Here is a 17,743-nt window from a genome sequence, read left to right on the forward strand (position 1 = left end):
ATCAGGTCTTCTATCAAAAAGACTTTATAACATAAGGGATTAAAATGAAAAAGTTTTATCAATATTTTATATCAGGAATTGTTTTACTATTTATCGGAATTGCCTGTACCAAGGAGATTACTGATGATTTAGTAGTATTTTTTAAAGTTGAATTTAGCGAAACAACTTTAGATGCATTTGTTAATACCAGAGAAGAATCACAATTTACAATAATCTCCGGAACAGATGTGAATGCAGGCGATTATCAAATCAAATATAATGTTACAGAAGGCGCAGGAACCTATGCTGTAAACAATGTAGCAATAATCGAGAATGAGTTTGTTGATTTGCCTGAAGGGCCTCAATATACCATAGAATATCTGGGGACCACAATTGGTACAAATAGGGTAACCATTACATTGAAGGATAGAGCCAACAGAGAAGAAGATTTTGTAATTGTTTATAATGTAAGAGATACAGATTTTACATTCGATGCAATAGCTTTACCAGAGAATACTTACGTAGATGGTGCATTGGACTTGAATTTGAATATTACTGAAATTAGTACGGCTACTTATAATGTGCAATACGAATTCGGAACTCCTGACGCAGATATGTTAGGAACCGGTACGATAGCGGTTGATGGTGTTCAAGTTGATCCTTTAACAGATATTGAAGTTCCTGTGGGTGATACTACATGGACGTTTGAAGGTGCTACTGTTGGAACGGTAGAATTGATTTTGACGGCAACCAGTAGTTTAGGAATTAGTAAAACTGAAACGATTTTAATTGAAGTTACTGAAACTCCTGATTTTACATTTTCAGTTTTTGCTCCGCCGGTTGATCCACAATTTACAAATACTCCGATAGAGTTCAGTTTTGTGATAGAAGAAACAGTTGGCAACTCAAATTATACGATGTTATTTTTGGCAAATAAGCCGGGAACTATTGAGTATAACGGAGTGGCCTATACGGAAGATAGCGAAATTCCTATAGCTGTGGGTGTAACTACCGGATTATATTCTGGAAGCGTAAGCGGGACCAATGAGCTTAGATTTGAGGTAACTAATGCTAACACTACACCCATTACGAAAAGTTCAAATATAACCTTAGAGTTAATTGATCCGGACCTAGAGGCTCCTGTTATTAACTTGAACGGACCTGAAACGATTACAATAACAGTTTTTGATACTTATATAGAGACTGCTACTGCATCTGATAATGTTGATGGAGATTTAAATGATCAAATCGTTTTTGGAGGTAATTTTGTGGATACAAATACACTAGGATCTTATACAAGAACTTATAATGTAACCGATTCTTCAAATAATAGTGCGGAACAAGTGACTAGAACGATCATTGTTGTTGATGATGTTGCTCCGGTGATCGATCTAAATAGTTCGAACAATATAACTATAGGAATAGGTGCAACTTACACAGAAACTGCCACTGCGACCGATAATTTCGATGGTACAATAACAGATCAGATAGTGTTTGGAGGAAATTTTGTAAATACCAATACAATTGGAACTTTTACAAGAACATATAATGTTACCGATTCTTCTGGTAATCCTGCTACCGAAATTATTAAAACCATCAATGTGGTTGATGATATAAAACCTGTGATAGTATTAAATGGTCCTTCAAGTATTACCTTATCAGTTAATGATACTTATACAGAAACTGCCACTGCATCTGATAACGTAGATGGTAATTTGACTAGCGAAATAGTATTTGGAGGTACTTTTGTGAATACTAGTACAGCGGGAACTTATACCAGAACGTATAATGTTAGGGACGCAGCCAATAATGCGGCCGATCAAGTAATCAGAACCATTAATGTGGTCGATCCGGTAAGTTTTAATAGGGCAACAGGTCGGTTAACTGCGCCTGCAGGGTCTTCGGTTGTGGTAACCATGAATTCCGGCGGTTCAGGAAGCGGTAATGCAAATATTCAGGTAAGGGATTCTAATTCGACACGCTTGGGTATTGGAATAACGTGCTGGGGACTTGCTCCGGGAGAAGATTGTTTAATATCAGCAGATGATACAAACCCAATGGTTTCTGAAGCTTCTTTTCAATTTACTATGCCGTTAGATGAAATTGCCATCTTTACAGGATCACATAATCCAAGTCTGGGTGATTCTGGAAATGGAACCAGCTTTACTATCAGTGTTGCAGGGGAAAGCTTTAATGGTGATATGAATGTAAGTAATCCAATTCCTCAATAAATAATTTATACAAAGAGTAAAAAATTAAACCCTTGAATTAAAATTCAAGGGTTTAATTTTTTTATAAAATATCAATTACTTTTTCTGGGGGTCTTCCGATAATTCCCTTATTGTTTTTAATAACTATAGGTCGTTCGATAAGTTTAGGGTGTTGACACATAATTTTGATCACTTGACTATCTGTAAAATCCTTCCCTTTATACTCTTGTTTCCATACCGCCTCATTTTTTCTTACTAAATCTATTGGTTTTATCCCAATGATATTGATGATCTCGGTCAATTTTTCTTCAGTAAAATGAATATCCAAGTATTTAACGATATTTAGTTCTTCTTTTTTATCCTCGAGAATGGCTAGACATTGTCTTGATTTACTACATCGAGGATTGTGATATATTGTTATCATTTTTATTATATTAATCTTCGTTTTTTTGCCCCATCATCATCAGATAAGCTTTTAAAAAGGCATCAATGTTTCCATCCATAACCGCTTCCACATTTCCGGTTTCTTCTGCGGTTCTCACGTCTTTAACCAATTTGTAAGGATGCATAACATAATTTCGAATTTGTGATCCCCATTCGATTTTCATTTTAGATGCTTCGATTTCGTCCCTTTGCGCTTGTTGTTTTTTAAGCTCTAGTTCAAAGAGCTGCGATTTTAGCATTTGTAGCGCCTTTTCTCTGTTATCGTGTTGTGATCTGGAATCAGAGCAAGAAATCTGAATACCTGTAGGGAAATGAGTAAGCTGAACTTTGGTTTCTACTTTATTAACATTTTGTCCGCCGGCACCGCTTGATCTGGAAGTAATAATTTCATAATCAGATGGGTTAATTTCTATTTCGATACTATCATCAGCTAATGGATAAACATATACAGAAGCAAAAGAAGTGTGTCTTTTGGCATTGCTATCAAAAGGAGAAATACGTACCAATCTATGTACACCGTTTTCGCCTTTGAGCCAACCAAACGCATAATCGCCTTCTATTTCTAAGGTTACTGTTTTGATACCAGCTACATCTCCTTCTTGATAATTTAGTTCTTTTACTTTAAAGCCTTGCTTTTCTGCCCACATCAGATACATTCGCATCAGCATGCTTGCCCAATCACAGCTTTCTGTTCCGCCGGCACCTGCAGTAATTTGCAGAACAGCACTCATAGCATCTCCTTCTTCGCTTAGCATGTTCTTGAACTCCAAGCTTTCTATAAGTTCAGTTGCTTTGGTGTAACGCTCTTCTACCTCGGTTTCTGAAGCATCACCTTCTTTAAAAAACTCATAAATTATTTCTAGATCATCAACTAGTGTAACACTTGACTCGTAATCAGAAACCCATTTTTTTTCTGCGTTTAGAGCTCGCATTAACTGTTCGGCTTTCTGTGCATTGTCCCAAAAATCAGGGGCATATGTTTTTTCTTCTTGGTTTGCTATTTCAATAAGTTTGGCATCAATGTCAAAGATACCTCCTTAACGCAACCAGGCGCTCCCTAAGATCCTGTAAAGTCTCAGTATTAATCATATTTCTTTTAATTTTTGACAAAAATAGGATTTAACAACTCAGTAGGAAATAATTTTACGTTTTTTTGCAGTTTATTTTAAATTATGAAATACAAGATTTGTTAAAAAAAAACAAAAATAGATAGTTATTGCTGCTGTGCCATTACCTGAACAGTATGGTTGGTTTCATTACTGCCAGACGAGAATATTACACCTTTGATAGGTGGACAGTCGGTATAATCTTTGCCGTGAGCTACTTTAATATGATTCTCATTACTCAGAATATTATTGGTTGGATCAAATCCTATCCATCCAATATTAGGAATGAAGCATTCGACCCATGCGTGCATTTGCAAATCGCCGAAGTATCCGTGTCCTTGATGAAGATATCCTGACACATATCTGGACGGAATTCCATTCTTTCTTGCAATAGCAATAAATAAATGAGAAAAGTCTTGACAAACACCTTCTCTAATTAATAACAATCTATTAATAGTTGTAGAAATATCTGTAACTTCAGCTTTGAAATTAAGAAATTTGTACGTCCAGGTATTTAATTGTTGTAGATTTTCGAAAATACTTTTTGCAGTATCAATTTGATATATATCTAATGAATTTATCGGAAGTTTGGTTAACTCTGTAATGCGAAGAAATGGTTCAAAATCTACTTTAAAAGAAATATTTTGAATTGATTCGTGATCCATTTGAGGAGTATTTTTGATTTCAAAATCGAATGGATTAACCTCACGCTTTAGGAGGGTAAATATTGCTTCAAATTCAATTTCATTAAATTCTTCTTTTGCTATTACCCGAAAAGTTTCAAAACCATATCCATTGATAGATTTTGTAACTAAAAAGTTTCTGTTATTTATTAAGTTATAACTATTCAATATTTGAGTATCATTGTTTTCAGGGATTATTAGAAATTGCCAAAGAGCTTCTTGAACGAAATTTTCGTAAAAATTTTTTGATTTATACTTTATGGTGTATTCTAAGGGCATACGAGAAAAAGGCTAAATTTAGTATATCTTTTAGTAATTAAAATATTCTTTTTCTACTTTTTGACTAATGCGAACGAGATTATTAAGAATGTTTTCTATGAACTCGCTTAAATCTCCATTAATTTCATCTATAAGTTTATATTCATATTCTGATCTAATTTTCCCTATAAGAAAAGCTGTTGAGTCTTTGTCCGGATACCTACTTGTGTTTAGAATGGAAATATGATTAGATACTTGGTTCAGACAATTCATAACTGATCTTGGGCAAAATCTATTAAGTATTAAAAATTCTAATGTGTTTATAGCAGTTGGTGTTTTCCTGTAGTATCGTCTCATCATATCGTAGCACTCTGTACATTTTAATAGGGTAGTCCATTCATAACTATTGTCAGTCATATCACCATATTCTGCTTTCGCAATTAAAGTGTCATTATGTTTAGAATTGATAATTCTGATTATTTGCGTGGCTCTTTCCAAATTTATACCAAGCATTATAATAGCATACACTTCATCGTGATATAGAGTTCCTCGAATCTTTCCTCTTAATACCGCTGTAGATTCTGCAACATTGACTGTAAAGTCATATAGTCCATTGTTCTTGTAAGATTCTACTGGATATTTGAGTACAAAATGGTATAGTTTATTGATAGCTTCATACAATTCGGTAGATATTAAATCTCTTGCTCCGTTGGCATTTTCTCTAGCATTTTTTATACTATTTACGATAGAATAGGTTTTTTCAAAATTAAGAGCTATGTCATACAATACATCTTTTTCTTCTAGTTGGACTGAATTATCATAAATAGGATCTCCTACCATAAACTTCATCGATCGCATCACAAAATCCCGTGACTGGGAAAATTCGTTCGGAGCATCTAATGAAGAGAAGTAATTGACATTTAGATATCTGGCTACATGTTCCGACCTTTCAATATATCGACCCATCCAGAATAAATTATTGGCTACACGTGCGAGCATAAAATTATTTTTTTAATACCCAGGTATCTTTAGAACCGCCACCCTGAGATGAATTTACAATTAGATTTCCTTTTTGAAGAGCGACCCTGGTTAAACCACCTTTTAGTACAAAAGCTTTATCAATACCTAGCAGTGTGAAAGTTCTGAGGTCAACATGTCGTGGTTCGAATGACTCAGAATCATCTATATAAGTGGCGTGTAGAGATAATGACATAATGGGTTGGGCAATATACTTACGAGGACTAGCTTTGATGGTTTCTTTCAAAGTTTCAATTTCTGATATACTAAGTCTATCTCCTATAGAAATTCCATACCCACCTGCTTCGTCAACAGGCTTAATAACCAATTTATTAATGTTTTCTAAGACATACTTTAAATCTTCTGTTTGGCTACAATGATATGTCTGCACATTATTAAGAATAGGTTCTTCATCTAGGTAATATTTTATTATTTGTGGCATATAGGTATATATTGCTTTATCATCTGCAACTCCCGTACCGGGGGCATTTACCAAACAAACGTTGCCTTTTTTATAAGCTGCAAATAGTCCAGGGACACCTAGTGTAGAATCTGGTTTAAACTCTAAAGGGTCTAAAAATTGATCATCAATTCTCCTATATATAATATCAACTTTTTCAGGACCACTAATTGTTTTCATATAAACAAAATCATTTTCAACAAAGAGATCTCTGCCTTCCACAAGTTCAACCCCCATAGCTTTTGCCAAATATGAATGTTCATAATAAGCAGAGTTATAAATCCCAGGAGTAATCACAACTACATTCGGATTATCTGATCCTCTTGGAGCTGTTGTTTCCATTATCTCTAAAAGATTTTGCGCATAATCAGTGACTGTATGTGTTTTGTAATGATCGAAAACGCCAAAGAGAGCTCTTTTTAATGCTGTGCGATTACAGATAACATAACTCACCCCGGATGGACATCTGATGTTATCCTCTAGTACATAGTATTGACCATCAGAATGTTTGATGAGATCAGTTCCAGAAATATGATTATAAATTCCGCCTGGTGGATCTACACCTAACATCTGATGTGGATAATTTGCAGAAGATGTTATAAGATCTAAAGGAACAATTCCTTGCTTGATTATTTTTTTATCATGGTAGATATCCCATAAGAATAGATTTAAAGCTCTGCTGCGTTGTAAAACTCCTTTTTCAATGGTTTCCCACTCTTCTGAACTTATAATTCTTGGAAATAGATCAAATGGAAAAATCTTCTCTTTTGTTTCATTTTCACCGTAAACCTGAAAAGTGATGCCCTGATTAAAAAAGGAAGACCTAGCTTTATTATTAAGCTTAATATAATCTTCAATAGAATTGTTACTATATAAAGAAAAAAGTTTTTGATAAACTTCCCGAACGTCGTTATTATGATCAAATACTTCATCATAAAATTTTGGGTTGCGATGATATGAAGAAAATATAGAATGATCAGTGTTAAGCTTCATGTGTTTTTTTTGTAAAATAGGAAAAAATATAGAAAAATATGTTGAAAAATCATCAAAAAACAGAAAATATGATAATAAAATAACAAAAATACTTTTGATTATTGATGATTTTCTATTTAGGGTAAGAAAGAAGTATAAATAAGGCAACTTAATTTTTAAATTTATGGAAATTTCTTGGTTCTAAAATCCATAGATTATTTATTTTGCTAAATATTATTAAAACTAATAAATCGCACTGATCATGAAAAACACCCTTATCATTATCCTTTTTTTTTGTTGTAATATTATAACTTCTCAATTTCTTGAAAAACAAAAAGATTTAAAGTCTTATAAAGGATTTTTTAATTTTTATTATAACGAAGATAAGGATGAGATATATCTGGAAGTAGACAACTTAGATACCGAGTTTTTATATGTACATTCCTTAGCTACGGGTTTGGGGTCTAATGATATCGGACTAGATAGAGGACAAATAGGAGATGGAGTAGTTGTGAAATTTCAAAAAGCCGGAAATAAATTGTTGTTAATTCAACCCAATCAGCGATTTCGAGCAATTACAGAAAATAAATTAGAAAAGAAAAGTGTCGAACAAGCGTTTGCAAAGTCGGTTTTATTTGGTTTTCCTATCAAAGAAAAAAAAGGAAATACTCACGTAATTGATATAACTCCTTTTTTATTACAAGATACTCACGGTGTGATCGAAAGATTAAAGAGACAAAACGAAGGTAGTTATAGTGTAGATAAAACAAAAAGCGCATTAAGTCTTGAAAAAACAAAGGCGTTTCCTAAAAATGTAGAATTTGAAGCATTGATTACCTATAAAGGATCTCCAAAACGAGGCAACATATGGTCCGTTGCACCAGATCCAGAATTGTTAACGGTAACACAGCATCATTCATTTGTAGAACTTCCTGATAGCAATTATAAAAAAAGAGAGTTCGATCCAAGGAGTGGAGCGCTTTCAATTTCTTATTTAGACTATGCTACTCCTGTCCATGAACCAATAGTAAAAAGATATATCAAGCGACATCGATTAGAAAAGAAAAATCCGGAATTAGCAATTAGCGAAGCCAAAGTACCGATTATTTATTATTTAGATCCCGGTACTCCAGAACCGATTAGGTCTGCACTTTTAGACGGAGCAAGATGGTGGAATCAAGCGTATGAAGCAATTGGATTTAAAAATGCGTTTCAGGTAAAAATGCTTCCCGAAGATGCTGATCCGATGGATTTAAGATATAATATGATTCAATGGGTGCATCGCTCTACAAGAGGATGGAGTTATGGTGCTAGTGTAGTGGATCCTAGAACAGGAGAAATACTAAAGGGACACGTAAGTTTAGGGAGTTTAAGAATCCGACAGGATTTCCTTATCGCACAAGCATTATCCAACAAACCCTTCGCTAATAGTGATGATAATTATCAACCGATGTTAGAAATGGCTCTAGCAAGAATTCGTCAATTATCTGCTCACGAAGTAGGCCATACCTTAGGATTTGCTCATAATTTTGCCGCAAGTACGAGTGACAGAGCATCGGTGATGGATTATCCTCACCCAACAATTAGATTGATTGATGGTAAAGTCGACCTTTCTGATGCGTATGATACAAAAATAGGTGTCTGGGACAAAGTCACCGTTGCCTATAGTTATTCTGAATTTGCAAAGGATGCTGATGAGCAAAAAGAACTGGACAAAATATTGAGTAATGCCTATAATATGGGATTACGATTTATATCAGACAGTGATGCCAGACCTAAGGGAGGAGCACATGGGTTAGCACATTTATGGGATAATGGTAAAAGCCCTACAGTGGAATTAAAAAATGTTTTAACGATCAGAGAAACCGCTATTAGAAATTTCTCTAAAGATAATATACGAACAGGAGAACCATACTCAGTCTTAGAGGATGTATTTGTCCCATTGTACTTTTTTCATAGATATCAAACAGAAGCTGTTGTCAAATTAATTGGCGGATTAGACTACAATTATGCTGTTAAAGGGGATGCACAAGTTATAACAGAATTAATTTCTGGCGAAATACAGCGTGAAGCAATGGAGGAAGTACTACGAACATTAACTCCCGAAATTTTAGCCATTCCAGAAGATAAACTAAACTTATTTCCTCCCAGAGCAATTGGTTATGGTCGTACAAGAGAATCTTTTAAGGGAAAAACAGGAGTTGCTTTTGATGCAATTAGTGCTGCATCAACGGCTAGTGATATGACTTTGTCCCTTTTGTTAAATCCGGAAAGAGTTTCGAGGTTGGTACAGCAAAAAAGTTTAGACACGAAGCAATTGGGAGCTTCAGAATTTTTAGAAAAGTTGGTTAAAGTAGTTTTTTCTTCAACATCAACGAATGATTATCATAACGAAATTACACATGCGGTAAAGCAGAATACATTAAAACATTTAATGAGCCTTGCTAAAAATGAACAAGCTTATTCTCAGGTTAATGCTTTAGCATATCATTATCTCAATCAAATAAATCAATTACTTAGTTCCGGTAAAGAAAAAGGAGTCAATCAGATATATAATAAATATTATTTAAAGCAAATTCAGGATTTTATTGAAGATCCTGAAAAGTTTAAGGTAATACCTTCGCCCAAAATTCCTGATGGTTCTCCTATTGGGAGTTTCAGATGCGGATTTTAATTTTTTTAAATCATTTACAACAAATAACAAACCATAGAGTTAAAGAATACCATATGATAATTGACCTTAGAAGTGATACAGTAACTAAGCCTACTCCAGATATGCTTAATGCAATGATGAATGCCGAAGTAGGGGATGATGTATACAAAGAAGATTCAACCGTAAATGCTTTAGAAGAAAAGATAGCCACTATGTTTGGTAAAGACAGTGCGTTGTTTTTTCCTTCCGGAAGTATGGCAAATCAGGCAGCGATCAAGTTACATACACAACCTGGAGAACAACTTATTGCAGATAAGTATGCCCACGTATTTAATTATGAAGGAGGAGGAGTTTCATTTAATAGCGGAGTTTCGTGTAAACTAATTGATGGTCATAGAGGGATGATAACAGCAGATCAGGTATTGGCTTCTATTAATCCACCGGATTTTTATCATAGCCCTCTAACAAGTTTGGTGTGTATAGAAAACACAACTAATAAAGGAGGAGGAGCTTGTTATAACTTTGAAGAGATCCTGAAAATTAAGAAAATATGTAAAGAACATGGTTTAGGATATCATCTTGATGGTGCAAGATTGTGGAATGCCCTGATAGCCAAAAAAGAAGATCCTAAACAATATGGAGAAGTGTTCGATACGATTTCGGTTTGTCTGAGTAAAGGGTTGGGATCTCCTATGGGTTCGGTTTTAATTGGCAATAGTAAAATTATGGAAAAAGCTATTCGTATCCGTAAGGTTCTAGGAGGAGGTATGCGACAAATAGGGTTTATGGCGGCTGCAGGATTATATGCCGTAGAAAATCATCTGGATCGTTTATTAGAAGATCATAAAAGAGCAAAAGAAATTGGAGCGGTCTTGCAAAAACTATCTTTTGTAACTAATGTAGAGCCAATAGATACTAATATTATCATATTTACTATTGATGGTAGCGAAGAAGATTTCATATCGAATATGGCTTCAAAGAATATTCATTTTTATGGAATGGGGCAGGGAAAGCTAAGATTTGTAACACATTTGGACTATACACAGAAAATGCATGAATATTTTCTAGAATTGTTACAAACATTATAATAAGAGCAATAAAGCTGTTCAAATCATTTGAACAGCTTTATTACAGTTTATAGAAATAACACTTAATAAAAAAACTTAGATCTCTTTTGTTTCCGCTTCAGGAGCATTCTCTTTAACAGAATTAATTCCATTTTCCATTCCTGATTCAGAAGAGTACATCTGACTACTTCCGATAACCTGGCCATTAGTTGCCTTTAGGTTGAAAAAGAATTTTCCATCCTTGGCGGTCTTTCTTTCATATCTTCCATCTTCAGAAGCATTCTTCTGAACAGATGCTATTCCATTAACAGCAGCTGCTTTACTATTATAAACTTCACTACTTAAAATAACTTGTCCGTTTTTTGCTTTTAAGGTGAAATGATAACTGGATCCCTCCTTGTTTTTGAGTTCAAACATATTGTCGAGTTTTTAAAGAATTTAGAATGATTTTGATAAAAATATAGAATAATAATCAGAAAGAAAAATATATAAAAAGACGAATCTTATTTTAAAGGTTTTTTATCGAATAAAAATACAATACGTCGAAAATATGCTTTTTTTAAGAATTGTTCATTTTAACATTTTCTTTTCATCTTCATAATTTCGTATCTTTAAATGTAACATAATAATAACCACAAAATCATCTTAACATGAAAAACCGTATTCTATTAATGTTTCTGGCTATGGCCGGAATTACTTTACAAGCTCAGGATTTACCAGCTAATCCAGAACCAGGAAAATGCTATGTACGTTGTACGACCCCAGATGTTTACGAAAATCAAACAGTGAAGGTTCAAATCACACCAGAGTATAAAAAATTGAAAACGTTTCCTGCAACTTTTGAAACAGTAACAGAAAAAGTACTGGTAAAAGAAGAAGCAAAAAAACTAACCGTTATTCCTGCCAAGTATAAGAATGAAACTGTTACTTTTATTAAGAAACAAGGTGCTTCTAAGTTAGCAGTTATTCCTGCTAAATTTGGTAAAGGAGCAGAAACAGTAGAAATTAAGCCTGCATACGCACAATGGGAACTTGGTTCTCCGGCTCCTGACTGTGCTTCCAGCAATCCAGACGATTGTCGTTACTGGTGTTATAAAGGATATCCTGCAGAATTCACTACAGTTCCTGTTCAGACATTGAGTTCTGATGCTACTACTACAAGTTCTGCAATTGCAGAGCAATCAAGTACCTATACTAAAAGAGTAATTGCAGAACCGGCAAGAGTAATTGAAGAAGTGATCCCTGCAGAATATGCGACTATTACAAAAACAGTGATGGTAAAAGATGCATACACAGAAGAAGTTGTGGTTCCTGCAACTTTTAAAACGGTAAGCAAGGAAGTACTAACCCAAAAAGGAGGATTAACCACTTGGAAAGAGGTAGAATGTTCGTTAGTTGAGTATTCTGCTTTACCAATCAATTGGAATTTAGGTAGTGCTACTTTAACGGCAGAAGCAAAGAGCATTATCGATACGCGTTTAATGCCGGTTTTAGCGAATAACCCGGGAGCTAAAATGGAAATAGCTTCTCATACTGATGCAAGAGGTTCTAAATCAAGTAATAAGGATCTTTCTGAGAGAAGAGCACAAGCGGTAGTAACTTATTTGCTTTCTAAAGGAGTAAACAGTAGCAGGCTAGTAGCGAATGGATATGGTGAGAATAGATTAAAAAATAGATGTGCAGATGGTGTTACTTGTACAGAACGTCAGCACTCAGCAAACCGTAGAACAGAATTTAGATTGATTAACAATTAATTTAGCGTTTTATCAAACAAAAAAAGGAAGCAATTTTGCTTCCTTTTTTTGTTTGATACTGATACTATTTAAACAAGTCTAGTCCTGGAATATTGGGCATTCCTTCCTTGGCTACTGCAGCAAGTTCAGCTTCATTAACAGATGTCGCTTTTGCGATAGCTTTGTTTAAGGTGAGAATGAGATAATCCTCTAGCTGTTCTTTATCATTCAGTAATTCGTTATTTATAGAAATACTTTTGATTTCACGATTCGCAGTAATAGTAACCTTAAGAAGATTATCAGAACTCTGCTCGTCTACCAAAACAGTATCTAATCTCTTTTTGGTCTCTTCTACTTTTTTCTGGGTTTCTTTTAGCTTACCCATCATTCCCATCATATCTCCAAACATTGGTATTTTTTTTAATGATTTATTAAGAACAAAATTAGTATTTTACGTGTTAATAAACTAAGAGAATATTGTCAAAAGTCGCAGAGTTATGTAATTGCTAACTATTACTTTTGCAACTTCGAATAATTATAATAAAGAAATATCCTTGGAGACAGAAGTTCAAAACCCATTCGCCGAAAAAAAAACTACACACCTTGAAAAACATGGAGATATTCGTGTTGATAATTATTTTTGGCTCAATGACAAAGATAACCCAGAAGTTATCAATTATTTGAAAAGTGAGAATGATTATAATGATAGAATGACGAGTCATACGAAAGACTTTCAAAAAAAACTTTTTGAAGAAATGAAAAGTCGAATCAAGGAAGATGACGAATCAGTACCTTATAAGTTAAATGGATATTGGTATATTACTAAGTATGAAACCGGTAAGGATTACCCTATATATTCAAGAAAAAAGGATCATCTAGATGCTCCCGAAGAAATTTTATTTGATTGTAATAAGGAAGCAGAAGGGCACTCTTATTTTAAAATGGTTGGTTTAAATGTGAGTCCCGATAATACATTACTTGCGTATGGAGTTGACACCCTAAGCAGAAGAAAATATACCATAAGGATCAAAAACTTGGTCACGGGTGAAATTTACCCTGAAATAATGGAAACTACGACAGGGGGAAGTACGTGGGCAGCAGATAGCAAAACATTATTTTATACAAAAAAAGATGAAGAAACTCTTAGATCACATAAAATCTATAGACATTATTTAGGTACTCCTGCTCAAGAGGATGTAGAAGTTTATCACGAAAAAGATGATACTTTTAACACTTTTGTATATAAAACGAAGTCTAAAAAATATATTATAATCGGATCGAGTAGTACACTAACCTCTGAGTATCGTATTCTTAATGCTGATAGGCCAACAGAAGATTTTACTATTTTTCAGCCTAGAATTCGAGGATTAGAATATGGAATAGCGCATTATGAAGATAGTTTCTATGTGTTGACCAATGCTGATGGAGCTACGAATTTTAAATTAATGCAGGTTTCAGAAAAAAACACATTAAAAGAAAACTGGAAAGACCTTATCCCTCATCGTAAGGATGTATTGTTAGAGGATGTTGATATTTTTAAGGAGTATTTGGTGATAAGTGAGCGCAGCAATGGATTAAACCGAATAAATATAAAAAGATGGGATGGTACTGCAGACTACTATCTTCCGTTTGATAATGAAACATATACCTCATATGTAAGTACAAATGTTGATTTTGATACAAAAATCTTACGATATGCCTATAATTCTCTGACCACTCCAAACTCTGTGATCGACTTTGACATGGATACTAAAGAAAAAGAAATTAAAAAAGAACAGGAAGTACTAGGAGGTGATTTTGATAAAAATAATTATGTTTCCGATAGAGTATGGGCAACAGCAGAAGATGGAAAGAAGGTACCCATATCCTTGGTTTATAAAAAAGGATTGAAAAAGGATGGGAATAGTCCATTACTACAATATGCTTATGGATCTTATGGTTCTACAATCGACCCCTATTTTTCTACTGTAAGATTAAGTTTATTGGATAGAGGATTTATATATGCGATAGCTCATGTAAGAGGAGGAGAATATTTAGGTCGTGAATGGTATGATGAGGGAAAGCTTTTTAAAAAGAAAAATACATTTACCGATTTTATAGATTGTTCTAAGTTTTTGATTAAAGAAAAATACACAAGTGCCAATCACTTATATGCAATGGGCGGTTCTGCCGGTGGATTGCTGATGGGGGTGATTGTTAATATGGCACCCCAACTTTATAACGGTGTAGTGGCTGCAGTGCCATTTGTAGATGTAGTAACTACTATGTTGGATGATAGTATCCCTTTAACCACCGGAGAATATGACGAATGGGGTAATCCTAATGAAAAAGAATATTATGAATATATGAAAACATATTCTCCCTATGATAATGTAGTGGCACAAGATTATCCTAATATGCTTGTAACAACAGGATTACATGATTCTCAAGTTCAATATTGGGAACCTGCTAAATGGGTAGCTAAATTACGAGAGCTTAAAACAGATCACAATGTTTTATTGTTACATACTAATATGGAAGCTGGACACGGAGGAGCTTCGGGAAGATTTGAGGCACTGAAAGAGGTAGCTGAAGAGTATGCTTTTTTACTAGATTTGGAAGGTATAAAGGATTAATTAAAAAAATTAACGTAACTTCGTAGCGTTTTTGTAACGGTTTGTGGACTCCCCTTTTTCAGTTCTGCAAATCTGTTTAAAACACAACCTTATGAGAGAAGATATTCAGGCTTATAATAATGTTTTAGAGCTTATAGGTGATACCCCACTTGTAAAACTAAATAAAATTATGAAAGGCTTTCCAGGTAATTTCTATGCAAAAATAGAATCTTTTAATCCCGGACACTCCACCAAAGATAGAATTGCACTTTATATTATTGAAGAAGCTGAAAGAAAAGGCATTTTAAAACCTGGTAGTACTATTATCGAAACTACTAGCGGAAACACCGGTTTTAGCTTAGCGATGGTAAGTGTAATAAAAGGATATGATTGTATACTAGCAGTAAGTTCTAAGTCCTCCAAGGATAAGATTGCAATGCTCAAAAATATGGGTGCAAAAGTATATGTTTGCCCGGCACACGTAAGCGCAGATGATCCGAGATCTTACTATCAGGTCGCTAAAAGACTTCACGAAGAAATAAAAGGATCGGTATATATTAATCAATATTTTAATGAATTAAATATTGATGCGCACTATAATTCTACCGGACCTGAAGTGTGGAATCAGACGAATGGTAATCTGACTCATTTCGTAGCTTGTTGTGGAACCGGAGGGACTATTTCAGGAACAGCCAAATATTTAAAAGAAAAAAACAACGACATACGAGTATTGGGAATTGATGCTTACGGATCAGTCTTGAAAAAATATCACGAAACTAGAGAGTTTGATGAAAATGAAATTTATCCTTACCGAATAGAAGGCTTGGGTAAAAACCTGATTCCGACAGCAACAGATTTTGATGTGATTGATAAGTTCGAAAAGGTAAGTGATGAAGATAGCGCACATACGGCTAGAGAATTGGTAAGAACCGAAGGATTGTTTCTTGGATATACCAGTGGCGCTGCAATTCAAGGCGTGAAGCAATTGGCCAGACAAGGTGAGTTTGATGAAAATAGTAATGTAGTTATCATTTTACCAGATCATGGATCACGATATATGAGTAAAGTCTTTAGTGATAAGTGGATGACTGAACAGGGATTTTTTGATAGTGTGCACGAGGAAGATGCTACAAAAGTTCAATTTGTTAAGTAAAATTAGAATATAAATAATAGCAGCATCTGGTATTGTACAGATGCTTTTTTGTGAGAAATTAGTTAATGGTGGTGATTTAGGATAATATTATGCTATCACATCAATTTTCTGTATTTTCGCACACTTAAAGAAATCAAATTTGCGGTAGATGAGAGATTTATTTGATAAAATATATAAAGACAAAGGACCCCTAGGGAAATGGGCAGATCAGGCAGAAGGATATTTTGTTTTTCCGAAGTTAGAAGGGCCGATATCAAATAGAATGAAGTTTCAGGGTCGAGAAGTGGTTACCTGGAGTATTAATGATTATTTGGGGCTCGCCAATATGGATGAAGTTCGCAAAGTTGACGCCGAGGCGGCTGCTGCATATGGTTCTGCATATCCTATGGGAGCCAGAATGATGAGCGGACACACAGATTTGCACGAACAATTACAAAATGAACTTGCGGAATTTGTAAATAAGGAAGCTGCTTATTTATTGAATTTTGGATATCAGGGAATGGTTTCTACCATTGATGCTTTGGTAAGTAAAGATGATATTATAGTATATGATGTAGATGCTCACGCGTGCATTATCGATGGAGTTAGATTGCATCAGGGGCAACGATATACCTATCGTCATAATGACATAGAGAGTATAGAAAAAAACCTGATGAGAGCCACAAAAATGGCCCAAAAAACTGGAGGAGGTATTTTATTAATCTCAGAAGGGGTTTTTGGAATGCGAGGAGAACAAGGAAGATTAAAAGAAATAGTAGCATTAAAAGAGAAATATAATTTCAGACTTTTTGTGGATGATGCACACGGTTTTGGAACATTAGGAGCTACTGGTGCCGGGACAGGAGAGGAGCAAGGAGTGCAAGATGAAATTGATGTATATTTTGCTACGTTCGCTAAATCTATGGCAAGTACAGGCGCCTTTATAGCCGCTGATCAGGAAATTATAGATTACCTGAAATACAATTTGAGATCCCAAATGTTTGCTAAATCACTACAAATGCAGCTAGTAGTTGGAGCACTTAAACGTTTGGATATGCTTCGTACTATGCCAGAACTAAAGGCGAAGCTTTGGGAAAATGTCAATGCCTTACAAAACGGATTGCGTGACAGAGGTTTTGATTTGGGAACTACACAAAGCTGTGTGACACCAGTCTATTTAAAAGGAAGTATCCCTGAAGCTATGGCACTGGTAAAAGATTTAAGAGAAAATCATGGTATTTTTTGTTCTATAGTGGTATATCCCGTAATTCCTAAGGGAATGATCTTATTAAGGTTAATTCCTACAGCATCTCATACAATGCAGGATATCGAAGATACTTTAAATGCGTTTTCTGCAATTCGAGAAACTTTAGAAAACGGAACCTATAAAAGAATGTCTGCCGCATTAGCTGAAGCAATGGGAGAGTAGTTAATG

The 17,743-nt window shown here is 34.5% G+C and carries 14 protein-coding genes; 7 read left to right on the top strand and 7 right to left on the bottom strand.

The features are described 5' to 3' along the window. The first annotated feature begins 44 nt into the window (after nucleotides 1-44). Entirely contained in the window at nucleotides 45-2,210 is a 2,166-nt protein-coding gene (locus tag ACE94K_RS13560; RefSeq protein ID WP_378173147.1) for an immunoglobulin-like domain-containing protein, read from the top strand. Between the two features lie 61 nt (nucleotides 2,211-2,271). On the opposite strand, the gene arsC is transcribed toward ACE94K_RS13560, so the two are convergent. The 5 genes from arsC to ACE94K_RS13585 form a co-directional block, all read right to left on the bottom strand. Continuing rightward, nucleotides 2,272-2,613: an arsenate reductase (glutaredoxin) gene (gene arsC / locus ACE94K_RS13565; RefSeq protein WP_378173150.1), complete on the bottom strand. Its 342-nt coding sequence runs from the start codon at nucleotides 2,611-2,613 to the stop codon at nucleotides 2,272-2,274. 10 nt (nucleotides 2,614-2,623) lie between these two features. Further along, nucleotides 2,624-3,722 (bottom strand): peptide chain release factor 2 gene (gene prfB, locus ACE94K_RS13570; protein WP_378173153.1). Its coding sequence is split into 2 segments (ribosomal slippage): nucleotides 2,624-3,658 and nucleotides 3,660-3,722, totalling 1,098 coding nucleotides; the frame shifts between segments, so codons are not numbered across the junction. Nucleotides 3,723-3,846: 124 nt separating this feature from the next. Then, on the bottom strand, nucleotides 3,847-4,701 hold the full coding sequence (locus ACE94K_RS13575) for a transglutaminase family protein (RefSeq protein ID WP_378173156.1): 855 nt from the start codon (nucleotides 4,699-4,701) through the stop codon (nucleotides 3,847-3,849). Nucleotides 4,702-4,731: 30 nt separating this feature from the next. Then, nucleotides 4,732-5,679, bottom strand: a complete 948-nt coding sequence (locus ACE94K_RS13580; RefSeq protein ID WP_378173159.1) for an alpha-E domain-containing protein — start codon at nucleotides 5,677-5,679, stop codon at nucleotides 4,732-4,734. 4 nt (nucleotides 5,680-5,683) lie between these two features. Then, entirely contained in the window at nucleotides 5,684-7,150 is a 1,467-nt protein-coding gene (locus tag ACE94K_RS13585) for a circularly permuted type 2 ATP-grasp protein (protein ID WP_378173161.1), read from the bottom strand. Nucleotides 7,151-7,391: 241 nt separating this feature from the next. Between ACE94K_RS13585 and ACE94K_RS13590 the strand changes: the two genes are divergently transcribed. Beyond that, the gene (locus tag ACE94K_RS13590) at nucleotides 7,392-9,803 is read left to right on the top strand and encodes a zinc-dependent metalloprotease (protein WP_378173164.1); all 2,412 of its coding nucleotides are present in this window, start codon (nucleotides 7,392-7,394) and stop codon (nucleotides 9,801-9,803) included. Between the two features lie 53 nt (nucleotides 9,804-9,856). Next, complete coding sequence (locus ACE94K_RS13595) at nucleotides 9,857-10,870, top strand: threonine aldolase family protein (protein ID WP_378173167.1); 1,014 nt, start codon at nucleotides 9,857-9,859, stop codon at nucleotides 10,868-10,870. 75 nt (nucleotides 10,871-10,945) lie between these two features. Here ACE94K_RS13595 and ACE94K_RS13600 read toward each other — a convergent pair whose 3' ends face one another. After that, on the bottom strand, nucleotides 10,946-11,266 hold the full coding sequence (locus tag ACE94K_RS13600) for a YegP family protein (RefSeq protein WP_378173169.1): 321 nt from the start codon (nucleotides 11,264-11,266) through the stop codon (nucleotides 10,946-10,948). 233 nt (nucleotides 11,267-11,499) lie between these two features. Here ACE94K_RS13600 and ACE94K_RS13605 point away from each other — a divergent pair, with 233 nt between their 5' ends. Then, entirely contained in the window at nucleotides 11,500-12,603 is a 1,104-nt protein-coding gene (locus tag ACE94K_RS13605; protein WP_378173171.1) for an OmpA family protein, read from the top strand. A 64-nt stretch (nucleotides 12,604-12,667) separates the two neighbouring features. On the opposite strand, the gene ACE94K_RS13610 is transcribed toward ACE94K_RS13605, so the two are convergent. Further along, on the bottom strand, nucleotides 12,668-12,991 hold the full coding sequence (locus ACE94K_RS13610; protein WP_378173174.1) for a YbaB/EbfC family nucleoid-associated protein: 324 nt from the start codon (nucleotides 12,989-12,991) through the stop codon (nucleotides 12,668-12,670). A gap of 145 nt (nucleotides 12,992-13,136) precedes the next feature. Here ACE94K_RS13610 and ACE94K_RS13615 point away from each other — a divergent pair, with 145 nt between their 5' ends. From ACE94K_RS13615 to ACE94K_RS13625, 3 genes are all read left to right on the top strand, one after another. Then, nucleotides 13,137-15,197 (top strand): S9 family peptidase, encoded by a 2,061-nt coding sequence (locus tag ACE94K_RS13615; RefSeq protein WP_378173177.1) that lies wholly within the window; start codon nucleotides 13,137-13,139, stop codon nucleotides 15,195-15,197. 91 nt (nucleotides 15,198-15,288) lie between these two features. After that, nucleotides 15,289-16,329, top strand: coding sequence for a PLP-dependent cysteine synthase family protein (locus tag ACE94K_RS13620; RefSeq protein WP_378173179.1), 1,041 nt, complete (start codon nucleotides 15,289-15,291; stop codon nucleotides 16,327-16,329). A gap of 148 nt (nucleotides 16,330-16,477) precedes the next feature. Further along, nucleotides 16,478-17,737, top strand: coding sequence for an aminotransferase class I/II-fold pyridoxal phosphate-dependent enzyme (locus ACE94K_RS13625; protein WP_378173182.1), 1,260 nt, complete (start codon nucleotides 16,478-16,480; stop codon nucleotides 17,735-17,737). The last annotated feature ends 6 nt before the right edge of the window (nucleotides 17,738-17,743 follow it).

The organism is Aquimarina besae (genome assembly GCF_042434905.1).
In the GTDB taxonomy this organism is placed as follows: Bacteria; Bacteroidota; Bacteroidia; order Flavobacteriales; family Flavobacteriaceae; genus Aquimarina.